The following is a 19026-nucleotide window of genomic DNA, read 5'->3' as shown; positions in this document are numbered from 1 at the left end:
GCCGAGCCAGGGCCAAATGGCGAACCCTTTCGGGGTCATGACAATGGCATGACAGTCACCCGCAGTCACCAACCGCTAGGCGTCGCGACGCGTCAAGCCGAGCACCGTCAAGTCCTCGTCGGAACGGCGCATCACCAGGCGATCGCCAATGGCAACGTCATGCACGATGTGCAGGCCATCCAAGAAGGCTTTTCCTTCGCGAATTTTACAATGAATCGAAATGGTTCCGCCGTCTTCCACGAGGCCCATCGGCAGGCGCAGCGATGTGCCGAGTCTTACGTAAGCTTCGCGCACGACGAACTGGAGCTTCGTTGACGCGAGGGGCAGCACGTGGCCACCCGCACTTCGCTGTGCTGCGGTCGAGCCCGCAGGAGGTCCGATCCAAAGACCGCTCGAGCGTTGATCCTCCTCGATGAACTCACCGTCCGGTTGCGAGAGGCGCAAAATGTAGCGGGTCGTCGCGGCCGGGCAGGCGTGGCAAAAGAGCAGCTCGTTGAGCACGCGCTTGTGGATGACCGTGTCGTTCAACTCGACCTGCATGCGCGCGAGTTGCACCGCGGGCAGGGTTCCCTCGAAGGCCGCGCGCAAGGTTTCGAGCACATTTCCCTTGGCGGCGGCGCAGAAGAAACCGACGGAGCTTTCCGGCGCGCTGTTGACGCCGAGGAGTGGAACGCCGGGTCCGATCTGGTGCGAGGCCGCGAGCAAGGTGCCGTCGCCACCGACGGTGAGGACCATGTCGATGCCCGTCACCGAGAACGGCGTGCGCGGGCCCACCTGCAGGGTGACCTCCGCGCCCAGCGAGGTCAGCGCGGAGGTGACCTCGCGCATCGTTTCCTCGTGGGCTTCGTGCGAGCGGCGCAGGCGAAGCACCGTGGGATCGCCCTTCGCGATGAGCCCCTGAATGCGCTCGTCCTTCTGCTCTTCGACGAACGTGCGGTACGACGTGCGCTTCGAAAGGACCAGCACCCGCTTCTTCACGTTTGGTCTCCCCACAGGCCTACTCACGTCGTACGTCATTTATGGGCGGATCACGAGCTCGGCGAGCCTTCGCAGCGCAAGTTCGGTCTTTCCGTCCGGCAAGAGGCCTTGGCGCGCGAGATCCAGCGCTTCCCGCAAGGGGATGTCGACGATGGTCGCGTGGCGTTCGAGCGGCGAGCCGTCCTCGAGCGGTGTTTGCCGAGCAATAGGGTCGATTTCCACGTGGAAGAAGATTTGGCGCTCACCGATGAACCCGGGAGCAGGATAGATCCACGGCCCCAATTCGTGCAGTGCCGTCGGGTCGACTTCGACACCGAGCTCCTCGTGAAGCTCCCGCGCCGCCGCCACCTGGGGCGACTCGCCGGGTTCCCGCAGCCCCGCCGGCAGCTCCCAGAGGACCGCGGAGGGCGCCGGCTCGTCGCGAAACAAAATGGGGGGCCGCACCGAAGAGCGAAGGAAGACGTGGACTTCGCCGCTGGCATGAGTGTGGTGGGCTAGGATGATGACCGCATCGAGAGCACGGCGCCGTACAAGGTCGTAGCTAAACGGCTCGCTCGTCGTTCCGTTGGGGTAACCCGCCACGAGCCGCAAGCGGTCCACCTCCAGAAAAGCGGGCGTCGTGTGGGGGGATTGTTCGTCGTCGACACGGATCTGAATCGCAGGCGGGAGCATTCGGACCATCATGGTAGATGTAACATTTCACACACATTCACCCGTTTTCTCTGTCCCGTAAACGTGCCCGTGCCCGTCCCCGTGCCCGAAGTCCGAAGAAGATCGGGCAGGGGCACGGGCACGGGCAGGGGCACGGGCTCCCCTGATGCTTTTTCCGGACGAGCAGCACCCCTCTGCGATCGGCGGATTCGAGGTCCTCGAGCGACTTGGCTCGGGGGGCGCAGGAAAGGTGTACCTTGCACGCAGCAAGGGCGGGCGGCTCGTCGCGGTGAAGGTGCTGAGCGACAACGCGCGGGCGGATCCGGAGGAGTCGGCCACCCTGGCGCGTGAGGCTTCGCTGTGCGTTCGGCTGTCGCATCCTGCCATTGTCCAGGTGCGCGCGCTCGTTCAAGAGGAGGGGGTGTCGGCCCTGGTGTTCGACTACGTCGAGGGCGTGGCGCTGGGCCGGCTCTTGCGCTTTCTCTCGGGGCGGGGGGAGCGCCTGTCGGATCTGGCGGCGTGGCACATCGTGGAGCGCATTTTGGCGGCGCTCGATTACGCGCACCAGCAGACGCCGCCCATCGTTCACCGCGATGTCACACCGGGCAACGTGCTGCTCGATTGGGCCGGCGACGCCAAGTTGACCGACTTCGGCATGGCCAAAATGCTGGGGGTTGCCTCGAACACGCAGCTCGGCTTGGTCAAAGGAACCTTGGGCTGCATGGCGCCCGAGCAGGCGCGCGGCGATCCGGTGACCGAGCGTGCCGACGTCTATGCCGCCGCGCTCCTGGCGTGGCGCCTCGCCACGGGGTTTGCACCCTTCGGCAAATACCGCAACGATGAGGTGGAGATGCTTCGCGCGATGAAAAATCCGCGGCTTCCGCCCCTTGCTGCGCTGCGGCCAGATCTGCCGGCGACACTGACGGACGCGGTGGCGCGGGCGCTGGAGCCCGATCCGCAAGTGCGCAGCATCACGGCGGAAGAATTCCGCCGGGCGGTATCGACCAACATGAACACGGAGCCAGGGCGCGAGGACCTTGCGGTGGTGCTCGCCGCCGTGCGCGAGGATCTTGCACGGCCCACGCCCATGGGCGGATTCAACATTGAGGGCGATCACGGATCCAGCACCGGCAACAAGGGCGGCGTTCCCGCGAAGGAGGTCACATCACGGTATTCGGAGGTGGCGGTGGAGCGGGACGGGGAGTCCGGCGAAGGAGCGGCCGAACCGGTCGCGTTGAAGCCCTTTTCTCCGGATTTTTCACCGGAGAAGCTCGGGCCGATCACCGGCATCGCACCGGCGGCGGTCGTTCAAGAGGCACTTCGGCGGGAGGACGAACCCGGACCGCGGCGTTCTTTCCCAAGCCTCTCGGCGCAAGCCGCGTCGCAAGCGACGGTGTCGCGCCTTTCATTAAGTGACATCGGCAACGTGCGCACACGTCGGCGTCGTGCGCGCTCGCAGGTGATCCTCACGTTGGTCTTCGTGGCCTTCATCTTCTTCGTGGTGGGGTTTGCCCTAGGGCTTGCCATGCACCGCTGAGAAAATTCGTTACATTCAAGGAATGCGTCACAACCCTGCGGCGCTTGAAACGTCTGAACGTATTGAGACCTGCTAGGACCAGCCCAAGGCGAACCTTCTTGACTGACCAATCATGAGCGTGCGCGACCTTCACGACATCCACAAAGCCGCGCTCGCTGCCGAAAGGCGCATCCGATTCGGGCGTGCCCTCACCAAAGGGGCGACGGCTCTGGCTGCAGGCTTCCTGGTGGCGGCGATCACGCTCACCTTGCGCAAGACGGGCATCGTCGCGGAGTGGCCCGCGCGCATTCTGTTGGGGCTCGCGGCGCTTCAGGTTCTGGCCATCGCGCTGTTCGCTTACACGCGGCCGCTCGCCCAGCGGGCTGGCGCGGTTGCGTTGGATCGGCACCACGGCCTGTCGGACCGTCTTTCGAGCGCGCTCTCGTTCGGCGACCTTCCCGTGTCGGAGCGCACGCCCTTCATGGACGCGGCCATCGCCGACGCGCTCACCTTTGCCGGGAGCGTGGAGCCCAAGAAGGCCGTGCCGCTCACCGTTCCGCGCGATGCCCCGCTGGCGTTGGGGCTCGGCGTGGCGGTGCTCGTGCTCGCGCTCTTCGAGGTGCGCCACCACGAGGCGCCGACGCAGGCGAAGACCATCGACGCCGTCGAGGTCACTGCGGACGACCTCGATGCGATGCGCGAGTTCCTCCATCAGATGGAGCAGAAAGACCAGAGCGAGGACACCAAGGCGGCGACGGCGGAGTTCAACCAACTCATCGAAGACCTCGCGGCCAAGCGGCTCGATCGCACGGAGGCCTTCCGGCGCATGCAGGCGCTCGAGGACAAGCTTCTCGAAGGGCGCGAGGCCGATGCCAAGGCGCTCGAGGCCGCACTGCAGAAGATCGGCGAGGAGATGAAGAAGGCCGAGCTGACCAAGAAGGCCGGCGAGGCGCTGGAGAACAAGAACCTCGTCGACGCCGAAAAGCAGCTCCAGGACTTGGCGAAAAAGCTGCGCGAGCAGGGCAAGAACGTCGACAAGGCGCAGCTCGAGAAGATGCGCGAGGCCTTGAAGCAAGCCTCGCAGAACCAGGCCAAGCGCGAGGAAGCGCTCGCACAGAAGCGCGAGGAGCTGGAAAAGCAGCTTTTGCAGCAAAAGCAAAGCCTACGCGACAAGAGCGACGCCGGCGTGAGCGAACAGGAAAAGAGCCTGCTCAACAAGCGCGAACGCGAGCTCGAGCGCCTGAATCGCGAGCAGCGCGAGCAGCAGAACGCCGGCCGCCAGCTGGATCGCTTGGATCGCGAGCTGGCGCAGGCCGCGGAAGATCTCTTGAAGGACATGGGGGCCTCCGCCGACGACTTGGACAAGGGCGCCGAGGACATCAACCGGATGGCCCAGGAGGAGATGTCGCAGGAAGAAAAGGAGCAACTGCGGCAAAAAATCCAAGAGCTGCGCGAGATGCTGCGTCAACAAGGGCAGGGCGGACAGCAGCAGATGGTGCGCTTGCAACGCTTCCAACAACGCGCGCGCGGCCAAGGCGGTCAGCAGGGCCAGGGCCAAGGGCAGGACGGCCAGCAGCAAGGCCAAGGACAGCAAGGGCAGGGCGGCCAGCAGGGGCAAGGCCAGCAAGGCCAAGGTGGCCAGCAGGGCCAAGGCCAGAATGGCCAAGGTCAGGGCCAGGGGCAGAACGGCCAGGGCCAGGGCGGCGGCAAGGGCGAGGTCTGGGTCGTCGGGCCGAACGGCGAGAAGATCCTGATGCTCACCAAGGGCCAGGGCCAAGGGAGCGGCGGCCAGCAAGGCGGCGGGCAGCAGGGTGGGGGGCAGCCCAACCCGAAGGGCTGGGGCCAGGGTCACGACTCCAACGTGCAGGGCGGCGCGACGAACCCCAACGTGGGCACGCAGGACACGCAGGTGGCCGGCCAGGACACGGGCCAGGGCTCGAGCCGCAGCGAAGTCATTCAAGGCGCCGCGGAGCGCGGCTTTGCCAACCGCGGCTACACCAAAGTTTACACCGAGTACCACAACGTCGCCGAGGAGTCGCTCAACAAGGACGAGATCCCCGGTGGGTATCGCTTCTACGTGCGCCGCTATTTCCAATTGATTCGGCCTCGAGACTAGAGGTCATGTCCTCTCTCCCCGTACACGTACACGTACACGTTCCCGTTCCCGTTCCCGCTCTTCTCTCGGGCGTGAGGAAGATCGGGAACGTGTACGGGAACGGGAACGTGTACGGGCAATCAGAAACCAGGTAACCCAATGACCGAACCGAATGACGTTTCATCGGACGTGCACGCCCAAGTCGAACAGTTTCGGCAGCAGATTTCCGTAGCGCGCGAGGAGATCGGGCGCGCCATCATCGGCCACCGCGAGGTCGTCGATGGGGTGCTCACGTGCATGCTCGCCGGTGGCCACGCGCTGCTCGAGGGCGTGCCGGGGCTCGGCAAGACGATGCTCGTGCGCACGCTGTCGGAGGTGATGCACCTCACGTTCTCGCGCATTCAGTTTACGCCCGACTTGATGCCGGCCGACATCCTCGGCACCACGGTCATCGATGAAACGCAGCACGGTGCCAAGGCCTTCGAGTTCCGCAAGGGCCCGATTTTCTCGAACATCGTGCTCGCGGACGAGATCAACCGCGCGACGCCGAAGACGCAGAGCGCCCTGCTCGAGGCCATGCAGGAGCACCGCGTCTCGGTGGGCCGGCAGACGTACACGCTCGACGAGCCGTTCGTCGTTCTCGCCACGCAAAACCCGCTCGAGATGGAGGGCACGTACCCGCTGCCCGAGGCGCAGCTCGACCGGTTTCTCTTCAAGTTGTACGTGCCGTTCCCCAACCGCGAGGAGCTGCACCAGATCCTCGACCTGACCACGGGCGAGTCGCAGGGGCGACGCCGCGAGGTGCTCGACAAGGCCTCCATTTTGGCGATGCAGAAGCTGGTGCGCCAGGTTCCCATCGCGCGGCACGTCCAGGATTACGCCATCCGCGTGCTCCAGGCGACGCACCCCGAGGGGCCCGAAGCTCCGGAAATCGCAAAGCGCTACGTGCGCTTCGGTGCCTCGCCGCGCGGGGCGCAGGCGGTGCTTTTGGCGGCGAAAATCCGCGCGCTCTTCGAGGGGCGTTTCGCCGGGAGCATCGACGACGTGCGCGCGGTGGCCTTGCCGGCGCTGCGCCATCGCGTGCTGCTCAACTTCGAGGGCGAGGCCGAGGGCATCAAGAGCGACCAGGTCATCGAGGCCATTTTGAAGTCGGTGGTGGAGACGAAGGCTGGAATGAAGGACGCGGACAAGAAGGGAGTCCACGTTGGGGCTGCTTGAGAGCCTACGTAACTCTTTTTCGCGCCGCAGCGACGCCGGGGGCAGCCGCGGCGACGAGGACTTGTTCGACGACGACTTCCAGCGGAAGCTCGATTACCTCGCCATCGTGAGCCGGCGTGTGTTCGCCGGCCGCATGCGCGCCGAGCGGCGCACCAAGAAGACCGGCAGCGGCGTCGAATTCGCGGACCATCGCGAATACCAACCGGGCGACGATTTTCGATACCTCGATTGGAACGTCTATCAGCGCTTCGATAAGCTCTTATTGCGCCTCTTCGAAGAAGAAGAGGATTTGGCCATCTATTTCATCGTCGACGCCTCGGGATCGATGGCCTTCGGCACCGGCGAGAAGCTGCGCTATGCGAAGCGCATCTGCGCGGCCCTGGCCTACGTGGGGCTCGCCAACTTGGACCGCGTGTGCATCGTCTCCACCAGCGATCGCGTGATGATGCGCATGGCCGAGACGCGCGGCAAAGCGCGCATCTTCAAGGTATTCCGCTTCTTGCGCGAGCTCGAATCGGCGGGCACCACGGACTTGGGCGACGCGCTGAAGACCTTCGTCGCGCAGCACAAACGCCGCGGCCTGGCGGTGCTCATCAGCGATTTGTACGATCCGCAGGGCTTCGAGCGCGGGATCAACGTGCTGCGCTACAACAAATTCGACCCCTTCGTGGTCCACGTCGTCGACAAGACGGAGGAAAAGCCGAAGCTCTTCGGCGACGTGCTTTTGTACGACTGCGAGACGGGCGACGAGCGCGAGGTGACGGTGACGCCGAAGGTCCTCGCGCGCTTCCGTGAGGAGTACGAGAAGTACATTCACGACATCGACCGATTCTGCGCCACGCGGCAAGTGCCGTACGTGCGCGCCGACGTGTCGGTGCCCTTCGACGAGCTCATTTTGCGCGTCTTCCGGCGCGGAGGGTTTCTCCGGTGATTTTCGCGGGGCTCGGCTTTGCCCAGTTGGCCGCCATTTTTGGCATCGCCGGGGCGGCGGTGGTGGGACTTTACGTGCTGCGCCTGCGGCGTCGCACGGTGGCGATTCCGTTTTCGCCGCTCTGGCAACGAATCCTCAAGGACAAGGATGCGACGACCCTTTTCTCGCGGTTGAAGCGCCTTTTGTCGCTGCTGTTGCAATTGGCCCTGCTCGCGCTCTTGGTGTTCGCGCTGGGAGATCCGCGCGCGGCGGCGACGTTGGTCAAAGGGCGGACGTTGGTGGTCCTGGTCGATGCCAGCGCCTCGATGCAGGCGACGGACGTGTCGCCGAACCGGCTCGAGGTGGCCAAGAACGAGGTCAAGGCGATGATCCGCGGCCTGGGCGGCGCCGATCGCATGCTCATCGCGCAGATGGACGCGATGGTGACGCCGCTCGGCCCGATGAGCGGGGATACGTCGGAGCTGGAGCGCGCCCTCGATCAAGTGAAGGCCACGGACGCGCGGGCGGATTTTCCGCGCGCGCTGCGCTTTGCGACGGACACGCTCCGCAACGTGGAGCTGGGCGAAATCGTCGTGGTGTCGGACGGCAACTTGGGCCCCGCATTGGATGCTTCGGGCCCGGTGCACTTGGGCGACGACAAATTGAGCTTCGTCTCCGTCGGCAAAGGAAAGCGCAACGTCGGCATTACGCAGTTTTCCGTGCGGCGCTACCCGCTCGACAAGAGCCGCTACGAGGTGATGCTCGAGGTGACCAACACCGGCCCCGAGCAGCAGGACATCGAGCTTTCGCTCTTGGGCGACGGCAACGTCGTCGACCTGACCAAGCTGCGCCTGATGCCGGGCGAGCGGCTGCCTCGCTTCTATCCGAACTTGTCCGGGGCGAGCCGCACCTTGGAGGCGAAGCTCGCCAACGTCGATGGCACGCACGACGAGCTGCCCGCCGACGATCACGCATACGCGCTTTTGCCGGAGCGGCGCCGGGCCAAGGTGCTCGTGGTGACCGAGGGAAACACGTACCTCGAGGCGGCCCTCTTGCTCGACGAATACCTCGAGGTGACGCAGGTCACGCCGCTGGACTACGTGAACAAACACGCGAGCGGGAGCGGCTTCGACGTGGTGGTCTTCGATCGCGTCACGCCGGCGACGCCGCCGCGGGCGCACGCTCTGTATCTGGATCCGCGCGGACCGGGATCGCCGGTGAAGGTGGACGCGGAGCTGACCGCGCCGGGGTTCGACAAGATCGACCGAAAGCACCCCATCGTGCGCTTCACGGCGCTCGACGACGTGAACGTCGCCCACGGGCACAAGCTGGTGCCCGACGTGGCGGCGGGCGACAAAATCGTAGGGGCCTTCGGGGGCACCTCGCCCATTTTGGTCTCGGGCAGCCGGGGCGCGTACAAATTCGTGGCCCTCGGGTTCGACGTGCGCGACTCCGATCTGCCGTTGCGCGTCGCGTGGCCGCTGTTCTTGCTCAACACGGTGAACTTCTTCACCGACGAGGACGCGCGCTACATCTCGAGCTTCCGCACCGGCGACGTGTGGCGCGTGCCCGTCTCCACGCAGGCGACGGAGGCCACGTTGTCGCTGCCCGGCGGTGGCACCGAGCGGGTGCCCGTGCACGAAGGTCGCGCGGTCTACCTCGGCGAGCGGGCCGGCTTTTACGAGCTGACGGCGGGCGACACGGCGGCGACGCCCGAGCAGCCTGCCCCCATCAGTGGAGCAAACAAGACGGCCTTTGCGGCGAACCTGCTCGATGCCGAGGAGAGCACGATTGCTCCGGTGCCGGAGTTGGTCGTCGATGGAAAGACGGCCGGCAAGGTGGAAGGCTTCCACGTGGGCGTGCGCCGTGAAATCTGGATTTACCTGCTCCTCGCGGCGGTGCTTTTGACCGCGCTCGAGTGGGCCACGTACCACCGGAGGATCACGGTATGAGCCCGCGCGTGAAGAAACTCGGGTTCGGCGCGCTGATCGTGGGCATCGGCGTGCTGGGGCTCTACTTGTACCTGCGTTACGTCTGGTACGCGGGGCCGACCTTGGCCTGGGCGCGCGGGGACAAGAATTACGAGCTGCTCTCGCCGCGCATGCTCGGCATCGGCCTTCTGGCGCCGTATTTCCTCTGGATGATCGGCCGCTCCCTGGCCGATCTTCCGCTGGTCCAGCGCGTGCTCTCCGTGGTGCTGCGCGTGGCCTTCGTGGTGCTGCTGGCCCTGGGGCTCGCGCGCCTGGCGCGCACGGCGACGACCCAAAAAGTGTGCACCGTGTACCTGGTGGACGTGTCCGACTCGGTGCCGGATGCGGCCCTGGAGGATGCCCGCGCGGAGATCCAAAAGGGGCTCGAGGCGAAACCCAGCGATGCGCTGGTGCGGGTCATCACCTTCGCGCGGCGCCCGCGCGTGGTGCAGCTCGCCGACGATGCGAAGACCGCGCCGGCCCTGGAGCGGCACGGCGAGAAAAACTCCGGGCTCGGAGCCGCCACGGACTTGGCGAGCGCCCTGCAGCTGGCCTACGGCCTATACCCCGCGGGGTATCTGCGCCGCGCCGTCATTCTGTCCGACGGCGTGCAGACCGACGGCGATGTCTTGGCCGAGGCCAACCGCGCGCGCCAGTTCGGTGTGAAGATCTTTACCATCGCGTACCACCGCCCCGTGCCGGGCGAGGTGGCGGTGCGCGAGCTGCGCGTGCCCGACAAAGTGCACGTGGGCGAGCCCTTCGAGCTGCACGCGACCGTGTTCGCGAGCCGCGCGCAAAAAGTGAAGGGCGTGCTCAAGCAGGGTGAGGCCATCAACGGCCTCGATGGCGTCAAGATGCTCGACCTGAAGCCGGGCGACAACGACATTTCCTGGAAGAGCGTCGTGCACGTGGCCGGTGAGGTGACCTACGCCCTCGACCTGAGCGACATCGGCGAGGACCACTTCAAAGAGAACAACCGCTACGCCGTCACCGCGGCGGTGCCGGGCCGGCCTGCGGTGCTCTACGTCGAGGGCAACACCGCCCGCGCGAACTACCTTTCGAGCGCCCTTTCGGCGCAGCAATTCGATGTCGACGTGCGCAATCCGCGCGAGCTTCCCTCGAGCCTGCGCGAGCTGGAACGCTACGACTTCGTCATCCTGTCGGACGCCCCCGCCGAGGCAGTGTCGCTGACGCAGCAGGAGGCGCTCGAGCAGTACGTGCGCGATCTGGGCGGAGGTTTCCTCTTCGCCGGCGGCGAGCACGGTTACGGGTTGGGCGGCTGGTACCACACCACCATCGAGCGCATTTTGCCGGTGCGCATGGACTCGGAGAAGCGGCGCGACGAGCCGGGCGTGGCCATGGTGCTCGTGATCGACCGCTCCGGATCCATGAGCGGCATGCCCCTGGAGATGGCCAAAGCCGCGGCCAAGGCCACGGCGGATACGCTCTCGGGCGACGATCTGCTCGAGGTCATCGCCTTCGACTCGCAGCCGACGCGCGTCGTGAAGATGACCCCCGCGAAGCACCGCGCGCGCATCCAGAACGACATTGCGCGCATTCAACCGGGTGGCGGCACGGAGATCTTCAGCGCGCTCGATGCCGGTTACCAGGCGCTCACGGTGACGCGGGCGCGGCGCAAGCACGTCATCCTGCTCACCGACGGCCAGGCCTCGAACAACGGCATCCGCGATCTGGTGCAGGCCATGGTGGCCGAGGGCATCACGGTTTCGTCGGTCGGGTTGGGCGGCGGCGTGGACGAGACCCTGCTCCGCATGGTGGCCGACATCGGTGGCGGGCGTTTCTACAAGGTGCTCGACCCGCAGTCGCTCCCGCGCGTGTTTACGCGCGAGACGGAAATGGTGAGCCGCTCGGCCGCCGTGGAGGAGTATTTCCAGCCGCGCGTGGCCACCCCGGCGGACTTTTTGCGCGGGGTCGACGTTCGCAGTGCGCCCTTCCTGCACGGCTACGTCGCGACCAAGATGAAGCCGTCGCCGGCGCAAAAGATCCTCGAGTCCGAGCTCGAGGAGCCCATTCTGGCGCGCTGGCACGTCGGCCTGGGTTGGTCCTTGGCCTGGACCAGCGACGTGAAGAACCTCTGGGCGGTGGAGTGGCTTCGCTGGCCGGGCTACGGCCAATTCTGGGGCCAGTTGGTGCGCGAACACATGCGGCAAAAGCGCCGGCAGCAGCTGGACATGCGCGCCGAAATCGACCCGGCCACGGGCCACGTGAAGGCCTCCATCGATGCCGTCGGCAGCGACGACAAGTTCCAGAATGGTTTGGACGGCAAATTCGAAATCACGGGCCCGATGGGCGGGACTGCCCAGGTGCAGGCGGGCGACAAGAGCGGCAAGGGCGAGACCAAAAAGACGGCCATGCGGCAGACGGCCCCCGGCCGCTACGAGGTCGACTTCCCGTTGGAACGCTACGGGTCGTTCCTGCTGCACGCCGCCTTGGAGAAATCCGTCGACGACGGGAAAGGCGGCTCGAAATCCGCGGTGGTGGCCGAAAGCTTTGGCCACGTCACCAACCCGTACCCGCGCGAATACCTCGCCCTCGCCCCCGATACCGTCACCCTGGCGCGCGCCGCCGAGGTGACCTCGGGCAAACTGAATCCCGATCCAAAGGCGGTTTTCGACCCGGCCGGCGAAACAATCTCGTACCACCAGGATTTGTGGTCCCGGTTCATTCTGGCCGCCATCGTCGTCTTCCTGCTCGACCTGCTCCTGCGCCGGATCCGCATCTTCGACCGCAAAAAAACGGCCCGTCCCAGCCTCGCAGTCGCGTCGCGATAACGGCCGGAGAATTGAACAGGGAGGGGGGGAGGCGGGGAGGGAAACAACGCGAATCCCACCGCATGCCAAGGCTTTTTTGGGTTTTCAGTTGGCTTCGTGAGCCAAGTGAAAACCCAAACCAGCCTCGGTGCGCGGTGGGATTTGTGCCGTATCCCTCCCCGCCTCCCCCCCTCCCTGTGAATCTTCTTCGAGCCGCGTAGGGTCGGTGCTTGGGTCCGGCAAGTGCTTCTGAGGGCGGAATTTCCGCGCGTTCGTGACTTCCGGCACGGTCGACGGCGGAAATTCCTGTGATAAGAAGCCACCGTGGCTACGACGACCGACCCGACACTCGACGAACCGCTCCGATCCTATGACGATCTGCTTTCCGTTTTTCGGCAGGCCGAAAAACCATTTTCCGAGTTTCGAATCGGTCCGGAGATGGAAAAGCCTGGCGTGTGCGGGCGGACCTTCGAGCCCATTCGATACGATGGCGATCGCGGCGTTCTTGCGGTTCTCCAGTATTTCATCGACCAACACGGCTGGCAGGCCGATCGCGAGCACGAGCAGGGGCCCATCATCGCGCTGAAGCGCGGGCGTGCGTCCATCACGTTGGAGCCCGGTGGGCAACTCGAACTGAGCGGCGCCGCCATGGATGACGTGCATCAGGTTTGCGCCGAGTTCCGCGGGCACATGCGCGAGCTGAAGCCGATCAGCGACAAGCTCGAGATTCGCTGGCTCGGCGTGGGATTTCACCCCTTCGCGCGCCGCGAAGATCTGCCCTGGGTGCCCAAAGATCGTTACAAGATCATGCGCGAGTACCTCCCCAAGCGCGGCTCGCACGCGCTGGACATGATGCAGCGCACGTCGACGGTGCAGGCGAATTACGACTTCTCGAGCGAGGAGGATGCGATGCGCAAAATGCGCGTGGCCCTCGCCCTCGGTCCCTTGACGACGGCGCTGTTCTCGAACAGCCCGTGGCTCGAGGGCAAGCCGCACGGCGGAAAGAGCTACCGCGCACGCGTGTGGCTCGACGTCGACAACGACCGCGCCGGCCTGGTCGAGCCGCTCTGGCGTCCCGATGCGGGCTATCGCCATTACGTCGAGTGGGCGCTCGACGTCCCCATGTTCTTGGTAAAGCGAAATGGGAAGATTTTCGCCAACACCGGGCAGACGTTCCGCAGCTTCTGGCAAGACGGCTTCGAAGGGTTGAAGCCGACGCAGAACGATTGGCAGACGCACCTGAATACGCTGTTTCCCGAAGTGCGCCTCAAGAAGACCATCGAAGTGCGCGGCGCCGACGCGCCGTCCTCGCGCCTCGCCTGTGCGCTGCCCGCGCTCTGGACGGGCATCTTCTACGATACGAAAGCGTTGGCGGAGGCCGAGGCACTGACCCGCGATTGGACCTACGCCGAGGTCAGCGCCCTGCGTACGCGCATCTGGAAAGAGGGCCTCCAGGCCATGTTCCGTGAGAAGCCGCTCTCGGAGTGGGGACTGCAGCTCATCTCCATCGCCGAAGGCGGTCTGCATCGCCGCAATCGCAAGAGCCAGAGCGGCAAGGACGAAAGCGTGCACCTCGTCCCGCTGCGCGAGCTCGTTGCCCAGGGCTGTACCGCGGCGGACAAGCTCCTCGAGGGGCTTGATCCGCAAGCTCCGGATCTGCGCCGTCAGATCGTCGAGCGCACCGACTTGATGCTAGCTCGCTGATCACGTCCCGCATTCCACGTGGGAGAGGCGTCGGGAAGTCGTTGGCTTCGGCTCGGTTCCGCGCCGTTGGCGAAGTTCCTTCCGACGTCGCTTGGTCCAAACGACGAAGGGAGCGCGTTCCGAAGAACGCGCTCCCTTTTTTCGTCGGGGTTTACGACCTAACTACTCGATGCTCTCCACGTAGCGGACCAAGGCGTCGACGTCCTCTTTCGAAAGGCTCGACGTGACGCCGTGGACGTCCTTCGTTCCATCCTGCAGGACGGCCCAGCCGGCTTCACCCTCTCCCAGCGCGGGATGGCCTGGTGCGAGGATGGCCTCTCGGATGGTGGTCGCCATGCCGTGGTGAAGCAAGGCCGCCTGGGTCCACACACCGCGAAGCGACGGCGTGTTGATGTGGGGCTGACCCACCACGTTGCCCGGAATGAAGGTGCGGTCCGGATCTCCCAAGTTGAACTGAATCAGGAGCTTGAGCCGACGATCTTCCTCCGCATTGCTGCCCGGGGCTCCCGCTGCGAGCGGATCCTGGAACTCGACGCAGTTGTCGGCCTGGAAGCAGAATGGGACGAAGTAGTCGAGCGGCCGCGGATGCACGTTGATTTCCGGGCCGGCCACCGACGGACGGATCGCGTCGGTCATCGTTTGCGCAAAGCCGCGCTGGATCTGGCCGTTGATGTTGATCTCGACGGCTTGGATACGCGGATCGTTCCGATAGGTGTTCACGAATTGGGTCAGCCACGCGGCGCCACGACCGTGATCCAATCCGTCGGCGAACTTGCCCGGGGTGTGGCATCCCGCGCAGCCGGCGTTCTGGAAGGCCTGCTGGCCCTTCGTGATCTGTTGGATCACCGCGTCGTCGAGCTGCTTCGACGCGGCCGCGTACTTGAGGGGATTCGGCGGCAGGCGCATTTCGGCGACGGAATAGGCGTCGATGGCGCGGCTAAGCGCACGCCGTGAGAACGGTCCGCCCGGGAGATCGCGCGTGATGTCCGCGATGCGTTGGTCCATGATGGCGACACCCTGCGCGACGATTTGATCGATCCGCGCCTGGTTCTTTATGAGCGACGACCGCGGACCGGCGCTGATGGGACGGCACTCCAAGTCGTTGCCCGTCTGCGCCAAGTTGCCTCTCCGGTCACCGATGCGCGTCTTGGGATCGGACGAGACACCATCGATGAAGCCGAACTCGATGAGCTGGCAGTTCGGGCGCGTCTGCGCGGCAAAGGCCAAGGAGGTGTAATTGCCGTTCGCAAACGAGCCGTTCCAGAAGTACGAATCGGTTTCCGCCAAGTTGTGATTCGGTTTCACCTGGTGGTACGCCGTCGGTGCCGTCGCACCGTTCGCGTAGCCGACGCCGTCGGTATCCAGCTCGTCGACGTGGCACGTCGCGCACGATTTGCGGCCGGTGTTCGACCACGATGCCTCGTAGAAGAACCGCTCGCCGATCTCCACCGTCGTCGCCGGATACGGCGGGTTCGCGTAATCGAGATTGACCTTGCCGAGCATGCGTCCCCGGCGCGTCTGCGGATCGAACGAATTGAGGTCACACACCTCGAGCCGCTCGCTCGCCCAGTCCGCGACGAAGAGCCGACCATTGTCCTCGTCCAGCGCAAGCCCGAAGGGGCGGTGGTCGAGGTGCCAGGTTTGCCGGGCCCGCAGTGTGTTCGGCTGGGCGGCCGTGTTGACCTCGAGCTCCTGCACCGTGTCGGTCGCACCGAGGGCGACGTAGATGCGATCGCCTCGCTTGTTGCGGATGATCGTCGTCGGGACGGCGCCGTCGATGACCTTCACCGCGTCTTCGAAGTTGGGCTCACCCGAGTTGTTGTCCGTGTAGTAGTTCAGCTGATCTTTGTTGAGATCGATCGGGAGTTGAACGATGCCGTTGCGCAGATCTTCGAAGTTGTAGCTTCGCGTTCTGTCCCCGAGCGCTCCGGGGTGAGCCGTGTACTGCTTGCCGTCGATGCCTTTGACCTTGACGGGAGACCCGGCGACTTGGGCAGGAAGGTTTTCGTTCGTATCCGGGAGGCCGCGATCGATGGTGGTCGTGGTGATGTACACCAAGTCGTTGATGACGGTGAGGTCGGTCGACGCACCATTGATGGTCATGCGCCCGCTTGCCTTGCCGTTCGCAACGTCGATCTTCGCGACCTCACCGCCTTTGTTGTTCGCGACGTAGACGTTCTTCTGCGCATCATCGACGACCAGGCGGTACGGATTGTTGCCGACGTCCATGATCTCCGCGATCTCTTTGACGTCTTTGATGCCGACAGGCTGGTTGTTGATCTGATCGCGCTCGATGTTGACTTGGTATTCCAGAACACTGTGGCGCCAGCGGTTGGCCACGAAGAGCTTGGCGTTGTCCTTGTTGACACCGTCCTCCGGAACGAAGGCGACGTCCGCGCAATAGTAATGTGTCGGAATCTCGACGGGTTTACCGCCCTGCTCGAGAATCTTGTCCGTCTTGGTGTCGATGATCGAAATGTAATTCGAATACTGATTGCAGACGAACATCAGGTCGCCCGCAGGGTGCAGAGCGAGCCGCTGCGGTCGGAGGCCTACTTTGAGCTTGTCGAGTGTCCGCATACTGCCGTTGTTGCTGACATCGACGATGGTGACCTCGTTACCGGGGGTGGTGACGTCGCCTCCGAGCGGGATATAGGCCTTTCCGCGTCCGTTTACGTTGACGTATTTCACGTCGGACGGGTTGCCTCGAAATGGGATTTGCTGCGTGACGAACTTGTCGGTGGCGCTGACGATGTCCGTGGCGAGCGGCGGAAGCTGGCTTGCCGCGCGCTCCCGATTGATTTGAGCCTGGATCTCCGTCAGCTTGTCGTCGGTCGACACCGTCACGTCGGCGGTCGTGTAGTCCGCATTGGTGAAGGGCCGGTTGTCCTCGTTGATGCGCCCCTGCGCGGCCAAGGGCAGGAGCTGGAACGGGGCCACGAGTGAACTACGCTTGTACGTCGTGATCTTGGGCGGCTCGAGCGCCGATGGGGGCGTTCGCCCGCCCGTACCGATGTTCTTGCCGCAATCCTGGGCCGTTGGCTCTTTGCAGAGGGGGTCCTCGGAGAGGTCATTGGGCGCAGGGGTCTTGCAGCCGGGTGCGCTCGCGGCGGCGGCCATGACCAGCCCTAGACCGATCGTGAGATATCTCGTTTTGGCCAGCATGTTAGATGCCTCCGTCGGGAGAAAGCTTGATGACGATGTCTTCTACGGGAATGGCGTTTCCGTTCTGATCGGTGATGTTCAAGGCGAATCCGAACTGGTTCGAACCCCCTTGACGTTGAAGGGCTTTGACCATGATCCGCGTGCTCTTCTTGTCAGCCCTGGGCGCTGTGAGAATCGCCGAGGTCTGGGTGCTGTCTTGTTGTGCGTCTTTGACGGCTTTCTCGTCTTGGTCGACGTAAACCTTGATTTCGTTGGGGGACTGGACGGTGATTCGCGCATTGATATCGGTGCCCGACAGGTTCACGATGTACGCGACGGCAAACGCAGCACGATCGATCGCGACGGCGCGGGGAAAACGCTCGTTGAAATTGATGAACGTGCGATTCTCGAACAGCCCGTCCCAGATGCCGTTCTGGAACGTATTCGAACCCATTTTGTCGAAGATCGCGGGATTTGTCGTTTTTTCGGGGCCGGCGGGCGTTTCCTGGTTGATGTTGTTGGTGCCTGCGTAGTCACCTGCAACCAGCCAATTCAGATTGAAGCCGTTCCCGACCAATCGCAGACCTTGGGCCCACGTGAGAATCTGTTGGGCTTCGAAGGACGACGGATCGATGAGCTTACCGCCCGTGTGTGCGACGCCCTTCGCGAACTTGCTCGCCCCTTGATCGACGGCCGGGTTTCGCGCGATTTCGTTGGTCGGATACAAGAACAGGTAGCTGTCCCTGGCATTCAGGAAACTCGTGAAGTTCGACGCGGCATTGAAACTGAACCCCAGTCGGGCCTTGTCGATGGCCCCCGTGATCATGGGGAAATGCGAGCCGTTCGGCGGTGCCTGCGTCTGTTCCCCAACCCCGTGGCAAGCCGTCGTGTCGGAGCACGGCCGGCCGCCGGTGACCTGCGTATTCTCGAAAATCGGAGCGACTTGACGCGAGAAGAAGGCAAAATCGAGGGGGGTCGTGGCGGTCTTCGTCGCGTAGAGGAACGACATGATCCGCTGGTAATTCAGGTCGCCGGGATTTCGGAAGACCGTGCTCCCGGGGTGCGGGGACTTCTTGCAGTTGTTCTTGCCGAGCGGGCAGACGACAATCTGCGATTGAACGGGATTTTGCTTATTGACGTAGCAGGCAAAGCTCCTGAGGTTGTCCGCCGCACTCGCGTTCTTCTTGATCGTGAGGGCGCCCGGTTTGTCCTGACCGTGGCACGTGGAGCCCGCGCACCCGTTCCCATTCCCAACTTGGTCATTGACGTTGTAGTCCTTCTGCCCGGTCAGAATCGGCAGAATGTCGGCCTGAAACGTGCCCAAGTTGAACTCACTCGGATCCACGCACCCGTTGCCTTGCGGTATGCCACCGTCGCCCGGCTGGGTGGGCGGCTGGTTCTGGGCGTCCTTTGCGGCTTTGGCCGCTTGGATCCATTGAAGAAGGTCTCCGGTGCTTTCCTCGGAGAACTTCTTGGACTTGCCGTTGCCATGCTTGTCCGTTGCGGGGTTCGCCCGCTTGTAGACCTCCGAATTGTTCGGCGTATCCAGATCGACCTTCTTGTCGGGGCTACTGAAATCCGTCATCGCCGTGAAGTTCGCCAACTCCTCGGCGCTCCCGGCAGCCGGGCCTTTGTAAAGCTTGAACCCTCCGGCGCCTTCGTCCGCGCCGTGGCAAGCCGAGGCCGTGCAGCCCGTGGTTTCCGCGTTGTCCAGGGCCGGCTGGATCTTGGTTTGGAATGTCGGGTAATCGAAGTACGACTGCGGACCGGTGCCTCCTCCTCCCGCATCTTCATCTTCGGTGATCGCGGGATCACCGCTGTTCGATTTACAACTAGCTGTCACCGCAAGCCATGCGGCGATGGATGCCAACCCGGCGATGGTTGCCCGGTTGAATAAAGAGCCGTAGCGCATAGGACCTCCTCCCGGCCGCCCGCATGGCTGCGACGGTGGTTGTCGTGTGAAAAGCATGATTCGTTGCCTAAGCTGCGCCTATGCACTAGCCGGGCCGAAGCATGATTCTCGGCAGATAGGCCAATTTTCAGTGCTGATCGGCCCGTCGCGCGTGAGT

11 protein-coding genes are annotated in these 19026 nt (G+C 64.3%); 7 read left to right on the top strand and 4 right to left on the bottom strand.

The features are described 5' to 3' along the window. Positions 1-75 precede the first annotated feature (75 nt). Positions 76-978: an NAD(+)/NADH kinase gene (locus LZC95_21995; protein ID WXA99479.1), complete on the bottom strand. Its 903-nt coding sequence runs from the start codon at positions 976-978 to the stop codon at positions 76-78. A 39-nt stretch (positions 979-1017) separates the two neighbouring features. After that, positions 1018-1662: an NUDIX hydrolase gene (locus LZC95_21990; GenBank protein ID WXA99478.1), complete on the bottom strand. Its 645-nt coding sequence runs from the start codon at positions 1660-1662 to the stop codon at positions 1018-1020. A gap of 133 nt (positions 1663-1795) precedes the next feature. Here LZC95_21990 and LZC95_21985 point away from each other — a divergent pair, with 133 nt between their 5' ends. The 7 genes from LZC95_21985 (at position 1796) to LZC95_21955 (ending at position 13813) form a co-directional block, all read left to right on the top strand. Then, entirely contained in the window at positions 1796-3166 is a 1371-nt protein-coding gene (locus LZC95_21985; GenBank protein WXA99477.1) for a serine/threonine protein kinase, read from the top strand. 112 nt (positions 3167-3278) lie between these two features. Beyond that, positions 3279-5261: a hypothetical protein gene (locus tag LZC95_21980; GenBank protein WXA99476.1), complete on the top strand. Its 1983-nt coding sequence runs from the start codon at positions 3279-3281 to the stop codon at positions 5259-5261. Positions 5262-5399: 138 nt separating this feature from the next. Then, positions 5400-6458, top strand: coding sequence for a MoxR family ATPase (locus LZC95_21975; protein WXA99475.1), 1059 nt, complete (start codon positions 5400-5402; stop codon positions 6456-6458). Next, positions 6445-7389, top strand: a complete 945-nt coding sequence (locus LZC95_21970) for a DUF58 domain-containing protein (GenBank protein WXA99474.1) — start codon at positions 6445-6447, stop codon at positions 7387-7389. The genes LZC95_21975 and LZC95_21970 overlap by 14 nt, the downstream gene beginning before the upstream one ends. Next, positions 7386-9320 carry a VWA domain-containing protein gene (locus tag LZC95_21965; GenBank protein WXA99473.1) on the top strand — a complete coding sequence of 645 codons (1935 nt, stop codon included), beginning with the start codon at positions 7386-7388 and terminating at the stop codon, positions 9318-9320. The genes LZC95_21970 and LZC95_21965 overlap by 4 nt, the downstream gene beginning before the upstream one ends. Continuing rightward, positions 9317-12130 (top strand): VWA domain-containing protein, encoded by a 2814-nt coding sequence (locus tag LZC95_21960; protein ID WXA99472.1) that lies wholly within the window; start codon positions 9317-9319, stop codon positions 12128-12130. The genes LZC95_21965 and LZC95_21960 overlap by 4 nt, the downstream gene beginning before the upstream one ends. 303 nt (positions 12131-12433) lie before the next feature. Then, positions 12434-13813 carry a glutamate--cysteine ligase gene (locus tag LZC95_21955; GenBank protein WXA99471.1) on the top strand — a complete coding sequence of 460 codons (1380 nt, stop codon included), beginning with the start codon at positions 12434-12436 and terminating at the stop codon, positions 13811-13813. Between the two features lie 162 nt (positions 13814-13975). On the opposite strand, the gene LZC95_21950 is transcribed toward LZC95_21955, so the two are convergent. Both LZC95_21950 and LZC95_21945 read right to left on the bottom strand, forming a co-directional pair. Then, positions 13976-16978 (bottom strand): hypothetical protein, encoded by a 3003-nt coding sequence (locus LZC95_21950; GenBank protein WXA99470.1) that lies wholly within the window; start codon positions 16976-16978, stop codon positions 13976-13978. A gap of 1 nt (position 16979) precedes the next feature. Beyond that, positions 16980-18869, bottom strand: a complete 1890-nt coding sequence (locus LZC95_21945) for a hypothetical protein (GenBank protein ID WXA99469.1) — start codon at positions 18867-18869, stop codon at positions 16980-16982. Positions 18870-19026 lie beyond the last annotated feature (157 nt).

It is taken from the genome of Sorangiineae bacterium MSr12523 (genome assembly GCA_037157775.1).
Lineage (GTDB): Bacteria > Myxococcota_A > Polyangia > Polyangiales > Polyangiaceae > Pendulispora > Pendulispora brunnea.
This window is presented reverse-complemented; position numbering and strand designations above follow the sequence as displayed.